This window comes from Streptomyces sp. NBC_00096 (genome assembly GCF_045041305.1).
In the GTDB taxonomy this organism is placed as follows: domain Bacteria; phylum Actinomycetota; class Actinomycetes; order Streptomycetales; family Streptomycetaceae; genus Streptomyces.
The window spans coordinates 7,229,214-7,247,078 of record NZ_CP108221.1 but is presented as its reverse complement, the minus strand read 5'-3'; the positions used below and the strand labels follow the sequence as shown (position 1 = coordinate 7,247,078).

At 72.5% G+C, this 17,865-nt stretch carries 16 protein-coding genes; 12 read left to right on the top strand and 4 right to left on the bottom strand.

The features are described from left to right. Nucleotides 1–210 precede the first annotated feature (210 nt). Both OG904_RS32330 and OG904_RS32325 read left to right on the top strand, forming a co-directional pair. Nucleotides 211–1,986 carry an IPT/TIG domain-containing protein gene (locus tag OG904_RS32330; protein ID WP_405497128.1) on the top strand — a complete coding sequence of 592 codons (1,776 nt, stop codon included), beginning with the start codon at nucleotides 211–213 and terminating at the stop codon, nucleotides 1,984–1,986. A 411-nt stretch (nucleotides 1,987–2,397) separates the two neighbouring features. Beyond that, nucleotides 2,398–4,083, top strand: a complete 1,686-nt coding sequence (locus OG904_RS32325) for a carbohydrate binding domain-containing protein (RefSeq protein ID WP_405497126.1) — start codon at nucleotides 2,398–2,400, stop codon at nucleotides 4,081–4,083. A 59-nt stretch (nucleotides 4,084–4,142) separates the two neighbouring features. Here OG904_RS32325 and arsM read toward each other — a convergent pair whose 3' ends face one another. Further along, nucleotides 4,143–4,919, bottom strand: coding sequence for an arsenite methyltransferase (gene arsM / locus OG904_RS32320; protein ID WP_405497124.1), 777 nt, complete (start codon nucleotides 4,917–4,919; stop codon nucleotides 4,143–4,145). A gap of 104 nt (nucleotides 4,920–5,023) precedes the next feature. On the opposite strand from arsM, the gene OG904_RS32315 reads away from it, so the two are divergent. The 4 genes from OG904_RS32315 to OG904_RS32300 all read left to right on the top strand — a co-directional run bounded on the left by OG904_RS32315 (nucleotide 5,024) and on the right by OG904_RS32300 (nucleotide 8,253). Further along, entirely contained in the window at nucleotides 5,024–5,413 is a 390-nt protein-coding gene (locus tag OG904_RS32315) for an ArsR/SmtB family transcription factor (RefSeq protein WP_405497122.1), read from the top strand. Continuing rightward, nucleotides 5,410–6,522: an ACR3 family arsenite efflux transporter gene (arsB, locus tag OG904_RS32310; protein WP_405497120.1), complete on the top strand. Its 1,113-nt coding sequence runs from the start codon at nucleotides 5,410–5,412 to the stop codon at nucleotides 6,520–6,522. Before OG904_RS32315 ends, arsB begins: the two co-directional genes overlap by 4 nt. Further along, nucleotides 6,515–6,940, top strand: a complete 426-nt coding sequence (locus tag OG904_RS32305) for an arsenate reductase ArsC (protein ID WP_405497118.1) — start codon at nucleotides 6,515–6,517, stop codon at nucleotides 6,938–6,940. Before arsB ends, OG904_RS32305 begins: the two co-directional genes overlap by 8 nt. Nucleotides 6,941–7,197: 257 nt before the next feature. Then, nucleotides 7,198–8,253: an FUSC family protein gene (locus OG904_RS32300; protein ID WP_405497116.1), complete on the top strand. Its 1,056-nt coding sequence runs from the start codon at nucleotides 7,198–7,200 to the stop codon at nucleotides 8,251–8,253. Here OG904_RS32300 and OG904_RS32295 read toward each other — a convergent pair. Beyond that, the gene (locus tag OG904_RS32295) at nucleotides 8,240–8,632 is read right to left on the bottom strand and encodes a hypothetical protein (RefSeq protein ID WP_405497114.1); all 393 of its coding nucleotides are present in this window, start codon (nucleotides 8,630–8,632) and stop codon (nucleotides 8,240–8,242) included. The two genes, OG904_RS32300 and OG904_RS32295, sit on opposite strands and share 14 nt — an antisense overlap. A 118-nt stretch (nucleotides 8,633–8,750) precedes the next feature. Continuing rightward, complete coding sequence (locus OG904_RS32290) at nucleotides 8,751–10,109, bottom strand: M64 family metallopeptidase (protein WP_405497112.1); 1,359 nt, start codon at nucleotides 10,107–10,109, stop codon at nucleotides 8,751–8,753. Nucleotides 10,110–10,247: 138 nt separating this feature from the next. On the opposite strand from OG904_RS32290, the gene OG904_RS32285 reads away from it, so the two are divergent. Together OG904_RS32285 and OG904_RS32280 are read left to right on the top strand one after the other, a co-directional pair. Then, entirely contained in the window at nucleotides 10,248–11,603 is a 1,356-nt protein-coding gene (locus tag OG904_RS32285; protein WP_405497110.1) for a tetratricopeptide repeat protein, read from the top strand. Between the two features lie 109 nt (nucleotides 11,604–11,712). Beyond that, complete coding sequence (locus OG904_RS32280; protein WP_405497108.1) at nucleotides 11,713–12,666, top strand: IS481 family transposase; 954 nt, start codon at nucleotides 11,713–11,715, stop codon at nucleotides 12,664–12,666. A 16-nt stretch (nucleotides 12,667–12,682) separates the two neighbouring features. Here OG904_RS32280 and OG904_RS32275 read toward each other — a convergent pair whose 3' ends face one another. After that, a complete protein-coding gene (locus OG904_RS32275; RefSeq protein ID WP_405497106.1) occupies nucleotides 12,683–13,207 on the bottom strand; it encodes a GNAT family N-acetyltransferase in 525 nt (174 codons plus the stop codon). 156 nt (nucleotides 13,208–13,363) lie between these two features. On the opposite strand from OG904_RS32275, the gene OG904_RS32270 reads away from it, so the two are divergent. From OG904_RS32270 to OG904_RS32255, 4 genes are all read left to right on the top strand, one after another. Further along, nucleotides 13,364–13,984, top strand: coding sequence for a LuxR C-terminal-related transcriptional regulator (locus OG904_RS32270; RefSeq protein WP_405497104.1), 621 nt, complete (start codon nucleotides 13,364–13,366; stop codon nucleotides 13,982–13,984). A gap of 269 nt (nucleotides 13,985–14,253) precedes the next feature. After that, nucleotides 14,254–16,152 (top strand): M6 family metalloprotease domain-containing protein, encoded by a 1,899-nt coding sequence (locus OG904_RS32265; RefSeq protein ID WP_405497102.1) that lies wholly within the window; start codon nucleotides 14,254–14,256, stop codon nucleotides 16,150–16,152. Between the two features lie 131 nt (nucleotides 16,153–16,283). Continuing rightward, nucleotides 16,284–16,934, top strand: coding sequence for an ArsR family transcriptional regulator (locus OG904_RS32260; protein WP_405497100.1), 651 nt, complete (start codon nucleotides 16,284–16,286; stop codon nucleotides 16,932–16,934). A 66-nt stretch (nucleotides 16,935–17,000) separates the two neighbouring features. Next, a complete protein-coding gene (locus OG904_RS32255; protein WP_405497098.1) occupies nucleotides 17,001–17,660 on the top strand; it encodes a DJ-1/PfpI family protein in 660 nt (219 codons plus the stop codon). The last annotated feature ends 205 nt before the right edge of the window (nucleotides 17,661–17,865 follow it).

The window sequence follows — 17,865 nt, the reverse complement described above, 5'->3', positions numbered from 1 at the left end:
CAGGTGCGCGGGGGTCCCGCATACCGGCGACCGGATGGCAGTACCGCGAGAAGCGGCGCTCCGGTTCGCCGTGCCGGAGCGTCCGGCCGCGGCTTCCCAGGAGTCTTCGCCTCCGGCCGCTGCCGGGCGGAGGTGGGAGGGGAGACTTCGATGTCATCGACTGCTCTTTTACGCGGTCCGCACACCCGGTGGAGGAACCGGCTGCTGGCGGTGGCCGCTTCGTCCGCGCTGGCCGCGGGCGGCCTGACCGTCCTGGCGGTTCCCGCGTCGGCGGAGGGGGTGTGCGCCGCCCCGGTCGTGGCCGGTGGCGTCACCACGGTCACCTGCTCGGCGGGGGGTTCCGGAAGCGTCACCGTGCCCGACGGCGTCACGAGCGGTGTGATCACCCTGGACGGCGCCGGGGGCGGGAACGCGAACGACGGCACCGCGGGCGGCAAGGGCGCGCACCTCGTCGCGACCGTCGCGGCCACGCCCGGACAGACGTTCAACGTGACCGTCGGCAAACGCGGCGCCAACGCCGCCTCGAACCCGAACGCACAGTTCGGCGCACCGGGGACCGGCGGCGCCCTGGTCGCGGTGACCTCCGCCACCAACGCCCCGCTGCTGACCGCCGGTTCGGGCGGCGGAGCGGGTGGATCGGGCATCGGCTCCCCCGCCTACCCGGGAGCGCCCGGCGGCGACAGCGGCAGCGCGGGCGCCAACGGCAACGGCCTGGTCCCCGACGCCCAGGGCGGTACGGGCGGCGGCCCGGGCACCGACACCGCAGGCGGGGCCGCCGGTACCGGAGGGCCCGGCGCCGACAACGAGGGCGCGAACGGCTCCCCCGGCGCCTACCCGAACGGCCCCGGCGGCGCGGCCTCCCAGGGCGTCTTCAGCCCGACGGGCGCAGGCGGGCGCGGCGGAGCCGGGTACGGCGGCGGCGGCCGGGGCGGAGCCGGCGGAAGATACGGCTCCACCGGCGGTGGCGGAGGAGGTGGGGGCGGCGGATCCAGCCTGGTCTCCGGCACGGTTCCCGGCTCGCCCGTCACCCTGACCCAGGGGGCCAACTCCGGTGACGGCCGGGTCGTGTTCGCCTTCCACCGGACCCCCGCGGTCACCGCCGTCAGCCCGAACACCGGACCGGCGACCGGCGGCACCCAGGTGACGGTCACCGGCACCGATCTGACGGACGCCGTCATCAGCTTCGGCCCGGGCACCCCGGCCACCGGGGTCAGCTGCAGCCCGACCTCCTGCACCGCCACCGCACCGGCCGGCTCCGGAACGGTGGACGTACGTGCCACCACGCCCGGCGGCACGAGCACCCCGTCCCCCGCCGGCCTGTACGCCTACGTTCCCGTGCCCGTGGTGACCTCCATCAGCCCCTCCGCCGGTACGACCGACGGCGGTACCGTCGTCACGGTCCACGGCACCGGTCTGAGCGGCGCCGGCGCGGTCACCTTCGGCGCCGGCAACCCGGCCACCGGCGTCTCCTGCACCGCCACCGCGTGCACCGCCACCGCACCCGCCCACGGCCCGGGCCCCGTCGACGTCCAGGTCACCACGCCCGGCGGCACCAGCGCCGTGGTCGGCGCGGGCCGGTACACGTACCAGCTCCCGCCCGCCGACATCGACGTCGACCTGGTCGCGCAGCCGAACCTGAGCCTCCTGGTCCCCTACCTCTCCTACACCCTGACGGCCCGCAACACCGGTCCGGGCACGGTCACTTCGGCCACCCTCACCGCGACCCTGCCGCCGGGCTCCTCGGCCACCGGCCTGTCCCCGGGATGCACCGCCAGCGGAACCACCGTGACCTGCGCCTACGGAACCATCGCCAACGGCGCCGCCTCGGCCAAGACGTTCCGCGTACCGCTGAACCTGCTCTCGCTGGGCCGGGTCACGGTCACCGGCGCCCGGACGGCGTCCTCGCCGACCGATCCCAATGCCCTCAACGACGGTGCGAGCGCCAGCTGCACGGTCGTCTCCATCCTCCTGGTCACCTGCCCCTGACCCATTCGGCACCCGCCGCATGACACCCGACGCCTGACACCTGACACCTGAAAGCCACGAAGGATACCGCACGTACGCGGTACGCGCCGGTCCGCCTCGACCCGAGGCGGACCGGCGTTCGCGGTGTCCGAGGCTCCCCAAAGGGCGGCAGCTTTGTCAACCCTTTCGGTTAGGAAACTTTCCGATTGGGGTCACCAACTTCCTGTTGGTCCAGACCTGTTGACGGCGGCCCTTCCGGAGGATTAGGTTCCCGGCCACGAGGAGGTCACCACCCAACTCCCCCCAACCGACCGGGCACACGGCCCCGCGGCGGGCCTCCCCTCCCGCCACCCGCTCCCCACGCGTTCTCCGCGGCCGTACGCCCCGCTTCGCGATCCATGCCGTCCCCCCATTCCCGCTGGAGGCATTTCCTTGCGCACCCCCACCCGTACTCGTACCCGTCTGGCCTGCGGCCTCGGCGCCACGCTGCTCGGCGCGGCGGCGGTACTGACCTCACCCGGTGCGGCGTTCGGCGCCAACCTGCTCACGAACGGCGACTTCGAGGCCGGAAACACGAGCGGCTGGTCCTGTTCCGGGGGCCTGGGCTCCGCGGTCTCCTCCCCCGTGCACGGCGGCGGCAAGGCACTGGCCGGTGCGGCCAGCGCCTCCGACAACGCCAAGTGCACCCAGACCGTCTCCGTGCAGCCCAGCACCACCTACACCCTCTCCGCCTGGGTCCGCGGCAGCTACGTCTACCTCGGGGTCACCGGCGGAACCTCCACCTGGACCCCCTCGGCCGGCGCCTACTCGAAGCTGACCGTCAGCTTCACCACCGGCGCCTCCCAGACCAGCGCCGAGGTCTACCTCAACGGCTGGTACGGGCAGGGCACTTACTACGCCGACGACGTCACCCTGGACGGACCCGGCGGCGGCACCACCGACACTCAGGCGCCCACCACGCCCGGCAGCCTCGCCTCCACCGGCAAGACCTCCACCACCGCGTCCCTGACCTGGACGGCGTCCACCGACAACGTCGGCGTCACCGGCTACGACGTCTACCAGGGCGGCAGCAAGGTCGCCACGTCGGCCACCACCGGCACGACCGTGAGCGGCCTGGCCCCCAACACGGCCTACGCCTTCACCGTCCGCGCCCGGGACCTCGCGGGGAACACCTCGCCCGCCTCCAACACCGTCAACGTCACCACGGACAACGGGACCACGCCGCCGCCCACCGGCTTCAAGCAGGCCGCGCCCTACCTCTACCTGGGCTGGGGCAACCCGCCGAGCGCGACGACCGTGATGAACGCGACCGGCGCGAAGTGGTTCACCATGGCGTTCATCCTCTCCTCCGGTGACTGCAACCCGTCCTGGGACGGCCAGCGTCCGCTGACCGGCGGCGTGGACCAGAGCACCATCGCCTCGATCCGCGCCGCGGGCGGCGACGTCGTGCCCTCCATCGGCGGCTGGCAGGGCAATAAGCTCGGCCCCAACTGCTCCACCCCGGAGGCCCTGGCCGGCGCCTACCAGCAGGTCATCAACGCCTACGGCCTCAAGGCCATCGACGTGGACATCGAGAACACCGACGAGTTCGAGAACGCCGTGGTCCAGGACCGCATCCTCGGGGCGCTCAAGATCGTCAAGCAGAACAACCCGGGCCTGAAGACCATCCTGACCTTCGGCACCAGCACCACCGGCCCGACCAGCTGGGGCAACCGCCTGATCGAGCAGTCCAAGGCGCTGAACACCGGCATAGACGTCTTCACCATCATGCCGTTCGACTTCGGCAACGCCTCGACCGACATGTACGCGAGCACCGTCAGTGCGACCGAGGGCCTCAAGGCCAAGCTCGAGTCCACCTTCGGCTGGGACGACGCGACCGCCTACGCCCACATCGGCATCTCCGGCATGAACGGCGTCAGCGACACGCAGGAGACCACCACCGTCCAGAACTGGACCAGCATCCGGGACTGGGCCAACTCCCACCACATCGCCCGCCTCGCCTTCTGGTCGGTCAACCGCGACCGCGGCTGCCCCGGCGGCGGCCTGCAGGAGAGCTGCTCCGGAATCGCCCAGAGCGACTGGCAGTTCACCTCCATCACCACCGGCTTCACCGGCTGACCCACCCCGCCCGCCCTTCCCCGGGGGCCGCCGCCGCACACCGGCGCCGGCCCCCGCCCTCACGACCGTCCTCCGGCACCACCGCCGTTCCCGGGCTTCACGGCCCTGATGACGGCGGAGTGCATGCCGTCCGCGACGGCGTGGGTCGGGGTGATCCCGATGTCCGTGAACCCGGCAGCTTCGAGGCCGCGCCGGTATTCGGCGAAGGAGAGCGCTCCCGCGATGCAGCCGACGTAGGAACCGCGCTCGGCCCGCTGCCCCGGCGTGAGGGCGTCGTCGGCGACGACGTCCGAGACCCCGATGCGGCCGCCGGGCCTGAGGACGCGGAAGGTTTCGGCGAAGACGGCCGCCTTGTCGGTGGACAGGTTGATCACACAGTTGGAGATCACCACGTCAATCGTGTCGGCGGGCAGCGGGATCGCCTCGATGGCGCCCTTGAGGAACTCCACGTTGGCCGCTCCCGCCTTCTTCCGGTTGGCCAGGGCCAGGGCCAGCATCTCCTCGGTCATGTCCAGCCCGTACGCCCTGCCGGTGGGACCGACCCGGCGGGCGGAGAGGAGGACGTCGATGCCGCCGCCGGAGCCGAGGTCCAGGACGCGTTCCCCTTCCTGGAGGTCGGCGACGACCGTGGGGTTCCCGCAGCCGAGCGAGGCGGCGACGGCTTCGGCGGGGAGGACGTCGCGCTCGCCGTCGGCGTAGAGGGCGGAGCCGAAGTTGGCGTCGACCTCGATCGCGGCCGGTCCGCAACAGGCGGTGCCGCCTTCGGTGACCTGGAGCGCGGCTGCGGCGTAACGCTGCCGTACGGTCTCGCGCAGGTCACTGGACTGATCGGTCATGGCTCGCTCCTTGACGACTGGGCCCGGCAGGGCCCGGACCCGGCTGTATTCATGTTCTTCGATTCAACCTTGCGCTCTGGATCGAATAACGTCAACATAGAAGCATGTCGAAACAAGAACTCGTGGTGCTCGGCCAGGACGAGGCCGAGGGCTGCTGCCCGACCCTGCTGGCCGCCCCGCTGGACGAAGCGACGGCCGCCGGCCTGGCCAAGGTCTTCAAGGCGCTGGGCGACCCGGTGCGGCTGCGGCTGCTGTCGATGATCGCCTCGCGGGACGGCGGGGAGATCTGCGTCTGCGACCTGACCCCGGCCTTCGACCTGTCACAGCCGACGATCTCCCACCACCTGAAGCTGCTGAAGCAGGCCGGGCTGATCGACTCCGAGCGGCGCGGGACGTGGGTGTACTACCGGCTGCTGCCCGAGACGACCGACAAGCTCGCCGCCGTCCTGACGCGTCCCGGTGTCCCGGCGGAGCCCGCCGGGACCGCGTCGTGAGCGGGGCGGCCCCGGCGGGGCCGGTGGCGGAGCGGCTGTCGTTCCTGGACCGCTTCCTCACAGTGTGGATCCTGGCCGCGATGGCCGCGGGCCTGGGACTCGGCCGCCTCGTTCCCGGCCTGGGGGACGTACTCGCGAAGATCACCGTCAGCGGCGTCTCGCTGCCGATCGCGCTCGGTCTGCTCGTGATGATGTACCCGGTCCTCGCGAAGGTCCGCTACGACCGCCTGGGCAGCGTCACCCGCGACCCGCGCCTGCTCGTTCCCTCCCTGGTGCTGAACTGGATCGTCGGCCCGGCGCTGATGTTCGCCCTGGCCTGGATCTTCCTGCCGGACCTGCCCGAGTACCGCACCGGCCTGATCATCGTCGGCCTCGCCCGCTGCATCGCCATGGTCATCATCTGGAACGACCTGGCCTGCGGCGACCGCGAAGCCGCCGCCGTCCTCGTCGCCCTGAACTCCGTGTTCCAGGTGATCGCGTTCGCCGCGCTCGGCTGGTTCTACCTCAGCGTGCTCCCCGACTGGCTCGGCCTGGAACGGACCTCGCTCGACGTATCCGTGTGGGAGATCGCCCGCTCCGTACTCGTCTTCCTCGGCATCCCCCTGCTGGCCGGGTTCCTCACCCGCCGGCTGGGCGAGAAGGCCAGGGGCCGCACCTGGTACGAGACCAGGCTCGTCCCGGCCATCGGCCCCTTCGCCCTGTACGGGCTGCTGTTCACGATCGTCGTGCTGTTCGCCCTCCAGGGCGACGCCATCACCTCCAGGCCCGTGGACGTCGCCCGGATCGCGCTGCCGCTGCTGGTGTACTTCGCCGTGATGTGGGCCGGGGCCCTGGCCGTCGGCCGCGCGGTCGGGCTCGGTCACCCGAGGGCCACCACGCTCGCGTTCACCGCGGCGGGCAACAACTTCGAACTCGCCATCGCGGTCGCCATCGCCACCTTCGGCGCCACCTCCGGCCAGGCCCTCGCCGGAGTCGTCGGCCCGCTCATCGAGGTCCCCGTCCTCATCGCCCTCGTCCGCGTCGCGCTCGCCGCCCGCCGCCACTTCCCCGACCCCGTACCGGCCGCGGCCTTCCCGGCCGTCTCCCCGGAAGGTTCCGCCCGTGTCTGACTCTCCCGCCGCGAAGCCGTCGGTGCTCTTCGTGTGCGTCCACAACGCGGGCCGCTCGCAGATGGCCGCCGCCTTCCTCACCCACCTCTCCGAGGGCCGCGTCGAGGTCCGCTCCGCCGGATCCGCCCCGGCCGACAGCGTGAACCCGGCCGCCGTGCGGGCGATGGCGGAGGCCGGTGTCGACATGTCCGCCGAACGTCCCAAGGTCCTGACGGCGGCGGCCGTGCGGGCCTCCGACGTGGTGATCACCATGGGCTGCGGCGACACCTGCCCGGTCTTCCCCGGCAAGCGGTACCTCGACTGGAAGCTCGACGACCCCGCCGGGCAGGGCGTCGAGGCGGTCCGCCCCATCCGGGACGAGATCGAGCAACGCGTCCGCGGGCTGCTCAGCGAGCTCCTTGCGGAGCCGGAGGCGTGAACCGGTGGCATGAACCGGAGGCAGCAGAGCCGAAGGCGTGAACCGGAGGGATGAACCGGAGGCACGAGCCGACCCCGTGCGGTGACATGCCGCCGTCGGCCTAATCGCGGCACCGGCCCGTCCGGCCGCTGCACTCTGTGCAGGCCGGTGCGAAGCCGCGGCAGGGCGCGGACGGGCCGGGGCGCAACGGCGTACGGTCCCGCGCGGTCCCCGTGGCACCGACCGGGCGGGCGCGTACACGACACCGAGAGGCGCGGATGACCGATCTCGCCGGCCCCCGGGTACGAGGAGCCCGCCGGGCCCGGGAACTCGCGCGGGCCGAGGGCCCCGCAGCCGCCCGCATCGTGGTCAGCGTCACCGTCGCCTGGCAGGTCGCCCTGTGGCTGGGGGCCGACCAGCCGCCCGTGTTCGCGGCGATCGTCCCGCTGGTGGCCCTGCGCGGTGATCCGATGACGGCGCTGGGCACCTCGCTGCGGCGGGCGCTGGGCGTGGTGGCCGGCGTACTGATCGGGATCGCCGTCCTCAACGTACTGCGTCCCTCTACCGCGACACTGGCCCTGGTGGTGGCCCTGGGTCTGGGCGTCGGAATGGTCCTGCGGGCCGGTGGCGAGCTGAACATCCAGGTCGCGGCCTCATCCCTGCTGGTCTTCGCCAGCGCCTCGCCCGACGCCTACGCGCTGGACCGCGTCTGGGAGACCGCGGAGGGAGCGGCGGTGACCATCCTGCTCGCCCCGTTGCTGTGGCCGCCCGACCCCCACCGGGTCCTGGTGGCCATCGCCGACGACTGCCGTGCCCGCCTGACCCTGGCCCTCACCGGCACCGCGGGGGTCCTGGGCACCGACCGGGCCGCCGCCCTGGACAACCTCACCCAGGTGAACGCCGATGTGGAGGCGGTGCACGCGAACGCCTCCCGCGCCCGTGAGGCCGAACGCGCCATGAAGTTCAACCCCCTGCGCCGCCGCGATCGCGAGGCCGTACGGCTCCGGGCCCGCGCCGTCGCCACCGCCGACCGCCTCACCGCCCACCTGACCACCCTCGCCGTGGAGGTGGCCGGGCTCACCGGCCGGGACGACCTCGCCGCGGACCTCGCCCGGGCGCGGCGCAGGCTCCCCGAACTGGCCTCGCTCACCGCGCGGGCCGTCGAGTGCCTCCTGTCCGGAGCCGATCCCGGGCCCGCCCTGGCCGCGGCCCGCGGCGAGCTGGCCGCCTACGTACGCGAGGACTCCCGGCCCCCGGCCGTCGTGCTCCGCCGGCCCTTCCAGCAGCTCCTCGAAGAGCTCGGCCGGTCGACGGCGCCGGTCAGGCGGGCGTGAAGAGGTCGTCCCGCGCGTCGTCGAGGATGAACCCGTTGTCGAAGCGGACCCGGACCGTCACGCGGTTGCGCTGCTCCTGGTAGGCGATCCACGCGGGCTCCAGGCCGGCGACCTTCTCCTCGAGCTGCCGCTTGCTCTCCAGGGGCATGTCCCGGCCGAAGGACTCGAGGAGCGACCGCAACCTGTCGTACTCCCGGGCCTCCTGGCTCTGCTCGTCGTGCTCGACCACCCGTACGACGGCGCCCTCGGTGCCCGCCGCCATGGACAGCGAACCGGCGACGGCCACCGGGTCCGAAGGATCCTGCGCCGTCGTCGCGACCCAGTCGGTCAGCCTGGTGTCCGCGACCAGCTTCACCCGCTGGCCTTCTGTGAGCGTCATCGCTTCTTCTTCATCTCTTCAGCTCTCGGATCGGGAACGGGCCGGTCAGGCCGGTGCCATTATCCGTCGCCGGGTCGAGGGCGGGGTCCGGGAGCCGACGGTGCGCGGGTCCGGGGACCTACAGCCGGACGTTCCAGGCGATCGTGGTGCGCAGCGTGCTGACGATCTTCGGGTCGCGGACCGCGGGGGTGCGGTCCTCTGCGGTGACCGACAGCCTGTGGGTGCGCAGGTCGAACAGGCGCAGGTCGGTGACCGCGACCTGCGTCCGGCCCGCCAGGCGCTTGACCTCCCGGCCGTCCAGGTACCAGCGGACCACGAGCTGCCGGCCGTCCGCGCCGGTCAGCCGGGGTACGGCGACCTTCGCCGTGTGGCGCAGCCGCAGGGTGCGGTCCGTGGGGGTGAGCGCGGTGACGGGTCGCGCGTGCCGGTAGAAGCCGGCGGTCATCGCCTCGACGCCGGGGAGGTTGAAGGGCTTGCCCAGGACCCGCATGAGCGAGTTGTCGGTGGGCCGGTTCAGCCCTGTGACGAAGTAGCCGCCGCCCTCGTACGCGCCGACCGTGCCGCCGTCGGGAGAGGGTTCGCCCAGCCAGCGGAACCACTTGGCGCGCTGCGCGGCCAGCTGGTCCGCCGGCAGTGCGGTGATGTTGGACTCCGCGGGCTCGGGGCCGGTGTACTTCTCGTACTCCGGGACCCCGGGGTAGAAGTACTCGTCGGCGAGCTTCCCCAGCGAGTGGCCGGTCTCGTGGATGGCGACCTGGCCGGACTTGGCGTTGTCCGCCGAGGCGGTGGACATGCCCTCGTAGCCGAGGGTGGGACTGGGCTCGTTGTAGCCCGCGCCGCCGTACTTGGCGCTGTTGGCCAGGACGATGACCAGGTCGGCCTCCGGAGCCTTCGCCACGTAGGTGTCCACCTTGGGCTGGTCCACGCAGAGCAGCCGTTCGATGTCCTCGCACCAGAAGTACGCGCCGAGGGCCGTGTCGCGGACGGTGGCCCGGTCGGGGTCGCCGGAGGTGCCCGATTCCCGGGAGACGGCGTCGACCGTCCAGACGTTGAAGAGGTTCTGGTAGGTGGTGTACGGCTCGACGGCCGTCACCTCGGCCCATTTCGCCTTGGCGTCGGTGTGGAACTTCGCCAGCTCCGCCGCGGTGTAGCCGTCGCCGATGATGACGACGTCGAGACGGTCGGCGGTGGGGCCGTTGTGTACGAGCTCGGCGACCTCCCCGTCGGCTGCCCGCTCGGCCGCGGAGAGCCGGCCGCCCGCCTTGGCCGGGGCATTGGCACCCGTGGGCACCAGGGCACGGCCCGAGCCGGCTTCGCCGCCGTGCTCGGGTCCCGGTATCTCCACCTCCACCCGGGGCGCGGGCGGACCGTCGGCGGCGCGGACGGGTCCGGCGGCCAGGAGCGCGGCGGTCGCGCAGGCTGCCGCAACGGCCGCGCGCAGGGCCCTGCGGACGGCTGGGCGTCTGGTATCGGGCATGAAGTCCCCCTCCGGTGAAGGAAGTTAAGTAAGTGGTTACATCCGTTTAATCAGTTGCTTAAATTAGGTGCCGCGCGACGGGTGCGCAATGCCCTGCTCCGCCTGGATACTGGGGAGTTCGAGCCCCAGGGGGACTTCATGGACGAACCGGCCCAGATCGGCCGCCGGGTTCAGCGCATGCGTACCGAACTCGGTCTGACCCAGCGGAAGTTGGCGGAGCCCGCATACACTCCGGCCTACATTTCGACGCTGGAGTCGGGAAGGGTGCGGCCCTCCGACGCGGCGCTGCGCTTCCTCGCCGGGCGGCTGGGCACCTCGTACGAGGAACTGACCACCGGTCGCCCCGCCCACCTCGCCACCGAACTGCGGCTCGCACTCACCGACGCGCAGCAGACCCTGGCCACGGGTGCGGCCGACGAGGCCGCCGGGCACTTCCGGCGCCTCCTCGCCGAAGCGGAACAGCTGGGGCTCGCCGACGAGCGGGTCGGGGCGCTGCTCGGACTCGGCGACTGCGCCCTGGAGTCGGGCGCGCTGCCCGACGCGATCGGCCACTTCGAGGCCGCCGAGCGGCTGCTGGCCGACGAGCCGCTCCCCCGCCGCGCCCGCCCGATCCGCGGCCGCGCCGTGGCACACCTACTGGCCGGGGAACTGCGGTACGCCTGCTACCTGCTCGAATCCACCATCGAGGAGCTGTGCACGAGCGGGCTGGCGGACCCCGAAGCGCTGGTGCTGCTCTACGCCGCCGCCATCGGGCCGTACATCGACATGGGCGCCCACGCCCGGGCCGCCCACGCGGCCGAGCTCGCCCTGTCACTGGCCCCGCAGGTCAGCGATCCGGCCCTGGTCGCGGGCATGCACCGGCAGGTCGCGCGGACGTTCCTCACCGAGGGACGGGTGGCCGACGCCGACGCCTCCCTCGCCAAGGCACAGGCGATCTACGGTCAGCTGCAGCTGCGGACCGACCTGGCGCACTGCCACTGGATGCGCGGCTACGTCCAGGCGCAGAACGGCGAACTCGACGCCGCCGAGCGGGAATTGCGTACCGCCCGGGGGATGCTCTCAGCCGGTCGCGCGGCGCTGTACACCGCCCAGGTGGAGGTCGAGCTGGCCGACGTACTGCGCCGGCTCGGCCGGTACGGGGAAGCCGCCGGGCTGCTCTCGGCACTGCTGGAGCTGGGGGACAGCCACGGCGCCGTGCACGCGGGCGGCGCGCACCGGCTACTCGGCCTCATGGCCGAGGAGCGCGGCGAGACCGAGGCGGCCGAGGAGCACTACGTACAGGCCCTGGCGCTGCTGGAGCGCAGCGGTGCGTCGGGCGACCTCGCCGACCTGTGCCGGCTCCTGGGCGACCTGCTGCGCAGGGCGGGCCGCACCGAGGCGGCCCTGGACGCGTACCGCACGGGCCTGGGCCATCGGGCGGCGCCCGGCACCACCACGCTGGGCCCGGCCCCCGCGGCCCGTACGGGGCACGAGAGCCGGATCTACCGGATCTAGGTGTGCTGTCCCGACACGTTGGTGACACGCGTGCTGGGTTCTTGAAATGGGTGAGGGCCTCCGGGTTCGGTGTGGATTGCGACATCTGCACCGATCCGAGGAGGCCCTCGTGGTTCACCGTAATGCCCCGCTGACCGAGACCGGACGACTTCGTCTGGCCCGCTGTGTCGTGGACGACGGCTGGCCTGTGCGGCGGGCGGCGGAGCGTTTCCAGGTCAGCCACACCACCACGGCCCGCTGGGCCACCCGCTACCGGCAGTTCGGCGTCGCCGCAATGAGTGACCGCTCCAGCCGGCCCCACCACCAGCCCGCCCGGACCGCCGCCGAGGTGGAGGAACAGGTCCTGCGACTGCGGCGCGAACACCGGATCGGCCCCCTGCGGCTGGCCGCCCGCTGCGGGATCGCGCCCTCGACCGCCCACCGCATCCTCACCCGCCACGGCCTGCCACCACTCACGGCTCTGGACCGGGCCACCGGCGAACCCATCCGCCGCTACGAACGAGCCCGGCCCGGCGAGCTGATCCACATCGACGTCAAGAAGCTCGGCCGGATCCCCGACGGCGGCGGCCACAGAACCCTCGGCAGAGCCGAAGGCCGCCGCAACAAGACCGGCACCGGCTGGGCCTACCTCCACACCGCCCTCGACGACCACAGCCGCCTCGCCTACACCGAAGACCTCCCCGACGAGACGGCCCCCACATGCGCCGCCTTCCTGCGACGGGCGACCGCCTGGTTCGCGGAACGAGGCATCACCGTCGAACGGGTCCTGACCGACAACGCCTGGGCCTACAGCAGGAACACCTGGCGCCAAACCTGCCGCGATCTGGGCATCAGCCCCCGCTGGACCAGGCCCTGGCGGCCGCAGACCAACGGCAAAGTCGAACGCTTCCACCGCACCCTGCTCGAGGAATGGGCCTACCAGCAGCCCTACACCTCAGACACCGAACGCCAGACCGCGTTCACCGACTGGATCGACTGGTACAACTACCACCGACCCCACACCGGCATCCAAGGCCAAACACCCGCCAGCCGCGTCACCAACCTCCCCGGACAACACACCTAGGCCGCCCTAGGCCGCCCTAGAGGTCGATCCAGTAACGCCGCTTGGGACCGATCAGCGTCTCGCGGACGTCCTCCAGCACGCCGCCGTTGCTCTCGATCGTGCGGATCGAGGCACGGTTGCCGGGGTCGCAGGTGAGCAGGACGCGGTCCATCCCCAGCAGCCGCGCCTCGTGCAGCACCTCGGCCAGGGCCCAGGTGGCCAGCCCCCGGCGGCGGGCCGAGGGGCGGACGCTGTAGCCGATGTGGCCGCCCGCGTCGAGCAGGAAACCGTTCAGGTAGTGCCGCAGGTCGATGGCGCCCAGGTATTCGTCGCCCTCGGCGATCCACCAGTACGTGGCGTGGACCCGGCCGTGCTCGACGGGCACCGTGCGGTCCCCGTACCGCCCCAGCCGCTCCGTCCAGGCGGCGAAGCCCTCCCGGCTGTCGACGTCGTCCTCGGATCCGAGCCCGGCTCCGTCCATGTGGGCGTCGGGGCCCCACTCCTCCTGCGCGGCGAGCCACGAGTCGTAGAGGCGGGGTGTGGGCGTGATCAGCTCGGGCATGAACCGGACGATAACAGCCCCTGCGGCCGCGTCCCGAACCGCGTCCGGCCTCCCCGGCACGGCCGCCCGGCATGCCGGGCGGCCGCCGAGGGCGAAGACTGGAGGGGTGCGGCCGCGCCCCCGCCCGGGCGCGAGCCGCGCGGGAACGAGGCGCGCATGAGTGCGGACGCGAGACGGGTCACCGTCCTCGGTGACTGCCCGCTGCTGCGCCACGGCGTCGCCCAGGCGGTCGAGGCGGCCGACGGCCTGCGGCTCGTCCTCGACACCGGGTCGGTTGAGGAGGCGGTGGCCGTGCTGGAGCCCGGCGACGTCGTCCTCGTCGACCTGCAGTTGTCGTCCGGGTGCCTGTCGCGCGTGGTGGGACGGCTGACCGCAGCCGGATCCGGGGTCCTGGTGCTCTCCTCCGGCCCGCAGCAGTGCGCCCCGGCAGTCCTGCGGGCCGGAGCGCGCGGCTGCCTGAGCCGCCGGGCCGACCGGCGCGAGCTGCTGGCCGCGATCAGGCTGGTGGGCGGCGGATGCTCGTACGTCTCCGCCGACCTCGCCGTGGGGCCCGACCCGCAGGCAGCGCCGGCCTGCCACGTCACGGACCGCGAGCGGCAGATCCTGGAGCTCGTCGCGCACGGGGAGACCGACCACGGCATCGCCCTGCGCCTGGGCATCAGCGAGCACACCGTGCACTCCCACCTGGACCGGCTCCGCGACAAGATCGGCTCCCGGCGGCGGGCCGACCTGACGCGCTTCGCCATCACCCACGACCTCATCCCGGCTACGTCCTGAGCGGACTGCCCGGCTACCGCGGCACCAGGCCACCGGGCTGCCGGGCTGCCGGGCTGCCGGGCTGCCGGGCTGCCGGGCTGCCGGGCTGCCGGGCTGCCGGGCTGCCGGGCCACCAAGGCTGCCGGGCCACCGCGGCACCGCGGGTCCCGGAGCACAGGGGTAACACTGCCCCGCCCGACGTGGGTTCTTCTGCCCTGTGCGGGCCCCCCGGTCCACACGACACTGGGGGAGACAGCCCTCGTGTGCCCGACCCCGGGAGGCGCTTCGCGATGAGCGGCATCTTCGGCGACACCCTCACCCTCGCCCAGGAAGAAGGCGGCGACGTCCAGCTCGTCGCCTTCGGTGACGACAAGTACGCGCGGTACGAGACGGTCGACGGCTACTCGGTCGTCTACGACGAAGTCCGGGGATGTTACTGCTACGCCGAGGCCGACGGCGGCGGAGCCGGGCGCCGGTTCGTCTCCAGCGGTACGCCCATCAGCGGTCCCCCGCCCGAGGGGCTTCCCCGGCACCTGCGGGAAGGGCAGGTCTACCGGAGGGACGTGGTGAAGGAGCGGCTGATGGAGATGGTCCCGGAGGAGGAACGGGCCGGCACCGACCCGGACACCCTGCTGACCTTCGGCCCCGAGAAGGGTCTCCTGCCCGGCTTCGCCCTCACCCAGGGCGACATCCAGGGCCTCACGATCCTCGTCGACTTCCCGGACACGCCCACGCAGGTGACCGTGGACGACGTCTCCGCCCTGCTGAACAGCCCCCACTTCACCGCGAACGGAAACAGTTGCTCCGTCAAGGAGTTCTTCCGCACCATGTCGACGGACAGGCTCCGATTCACCAATACGGTGGTCGGCCCGCTCCGATTGAGCAGGCCCCGTCTCGCGTACGGGCTGAAGGCGAACCGGGGCAAGCTCGTACCGGAGGCGCTTCAGGCGGCGATCGACGCCGGCGTGGACTTCGCCCGGTTCGACTCCCTCGGGCGCGGCGTAGTCGACTCCATCTGCATCATGTACGCGGGACCGACGGAGTTCCGGGAAGACCTCTGGCCGCACAACTCCCGCTTCCCCGCGCAGATCGGCGGCGTTCGGACGGACTTCTACACCGTCACGAGCATCGGCGACACGGCGGCCGACCTGAGCATCGGCACCTTCTGCCACGAGAGCGGGCATCTGCTGTGCAGGTGGCCGGACCTCTACGACTACGGAACGGCCGAGCGCGAGGGCGACGACTTCACCAGCGCGGGCCTGGGCACCTACTGCACGATGGCCGCCGGCAACAACCTGGGCGACGGCTTCCTCCCGTCCGCGGTCTGCGTCTACCTCCGCCGCCTCGTGGGCTGGACGCACGATGTGGACATCTCCCGGCCCGGGGTCTACGAGGCGCGGCAGGGGGAGTACGACAAGGCCCTGATCTTCCAGAACCCGCAGCGCAGGAACGTCGAGTACTACCTCGTCGAGAACCGGAGCGCGTTGGGCTTCGACTCCCTCCTGACCTCCAGCGGACTCGCGGTCTACCACTGCGACATCAAGGGATCGAACGAGTTCCAGAGCGGCACCCCGGTGAACCACTACCAGTGCGCACTGCTGCAGGCCGACGGCCACCTGGACCTGGAGACCAACCGGAACCAGGGCGACGGCGCCGACCTCTACGGACCCACGCTGGGCACCGCCGTCTCGCACGGCAGCCGCCCCGCGTCCCTGTGGTGGGACGGCACCGAGTCCGGGCTGACCATCTCCGGCATCTCCGCCCCCGGTGAGGTCCTCACCTTCCGCACGGGCGAGCAGGGCGTCGCGGGCACGCTCGTCACCGGCGCGTCCGCGCCCGGAGCGACGATCCCCGAGGACGACGTCGGCGGTCTGACCGATGAGATCGTCCTCCAGGGTGAGGGCACGGTCCGGGACCTGACCGTGACGATCGACATCGAACACCCCCGCATCGGCGATCTGCGCGTGGTGCTGATGGCGCCGAGCGGCCGCCGGGCCGTCATCCACAACCGCACGGGCGGGGATGCCAAGAACCTCAGGGTGACCCTGGATTCCCAGCCGCCCTCCCTGCTCGCACCGCTGATCGGTGACGCGGTGCCGGGCAGCTGGAAGCTGCGGATCACCGATGCGGTCGCCTCGGCCGCCGGGGAGCTGCGCAGGTGGTCGCTCGCCGTCCGGACGGGCACCTGACGCCGAGGCACCGGGCACGGAGCCGCCGGGAAGGCGGAAACGGGGAAGCCGGGAAACGAGCAAGCCGGGAAGCCGGGAAGCCGGGAATTCCTTCCCCTTTTTAATCGATGGCCCTCGTTTATATTGGAGACATGACCGAAATGCCCCGTGGCGTGGATGCCCAGCGTGTCCACCACGCCCTGGCCGTTCCGTCGCGTCGGCGGCTGATGACCCTGCTGCGGGAGGCGGACGGCCTGCTGGGCGTGGATGACATGGCCGCTGCCACGGGGCTTTCGGTCGCCACCGTCCGCCACCACCTCGCCGCCCTGGCAGAGGCGGGCCTGGTCACGGCCACCACCTCGGCCGGAGGGGGCCGCGGCCGGCCCCGGCTGCGGTACGCGCCCACCCGCGCCGATCCGGCGGAACGGCCCGCGGAGGCCGCCTTCCGGGAGCTGGCCGCAGCGCTGGCCGAGGCGGTGGGCGGAGGGCCCGGCGCGTCCCGCGAGGCCGGCCGCGGCTGGGGACGGCAACTGGCCGGGGAGGGTCCGGCGGTGGAGCAGGTCTTCGCCGTGGCCGCCCGGATGGGCTTCGCACCCCGGGACGAGCCGGACCCCGACCCCGGCACCCGGCGGGTACTGCTGCACGACTGCCCGTACCGCGAGCTGGCCCGCGCCCGGCCCGAGGTCGTGTGCGCCGTCCACCAGGGAGTCCTGGACGGACTGCTCGAATCCAGCGGGACCACGGCACGGCTGCTCCCCTTCGTGGGCCCGGACCTGTGCGCGGCGGAGCTGCGCGCGGACTGACCTGCGGGAAGACTGACCGGCAGGAGGACGGCGATCCGGTCGCCCTCCGGAGAAAGGCACCGGCCCATGCGCATCGTCTTCCCGCTCTTCCCCGGCTACACGGCGCTCGACGCCATCGGCCCGTACGAGGTGCTCCGCTTCCTGCCCGGCGCGGAAGTGGTCTTCGCCGCGGAGCGGCCGGGCCCGGTGCCCGCGGACAGCGGAGCCCTGCGGATCACCGCCGACGCCGCGCTGGGCGACATCGACTCCTGCGACATCGTGGTCGTACCGGGAGGCCCCGGATCGCGGGCCCTCGCCGTCGCCTCCTCCCCGTACGTGCGCTGGCTGCGCGCGGTGCACCCGGCCACCCGGTGGACGGCCTCCGTGTGCACCGGAGCCCTGCTCCTGGGAGCCGCCGGAATCCTCGACGGCCTACGGGCCACGACCCATTGGAACTCGATCGACCGGCTGGAGTCCTTCGGTGCCGTCCCCACCGGGCAGCGGGTGGTCTTCCAGGGCAAGGTCGTCACCGCGGCCGGCGTCTCCTCCGGCATCGACATGGCACTGGAGCTCGCCGCCCGCATCGAGGACCGGACCACGGCGGAAGCCGTCCAGCTCCTGATCGAGTACGACCCCCGGCCCCCCTTCGACAGCGGAGCGACCGACAAGGCCACGCCGGCGGTCAGAGCACGGGCCCAGGAGCTCGCCGCCGACGCCCTGGCCCGCGGGGCCTCCCGAACCACCTGAACCACCGCCTTACCGCGGCCGGCGCACGGGTACCGCGGCTGGGGGTGCGCGGATCGGCATGCTGACGGTCCTCCTCACTCTTCGGAAACTCGGGGTGAGCTGAAGGCGTGCACTGAAGGCGTGCGCTGAAGTCGCGTGTGCAGGCTCTGAACCAGTGGGAGCGCTCCCACTGTGCAGACGGGACGCAACCACGTCAAGACGCGTG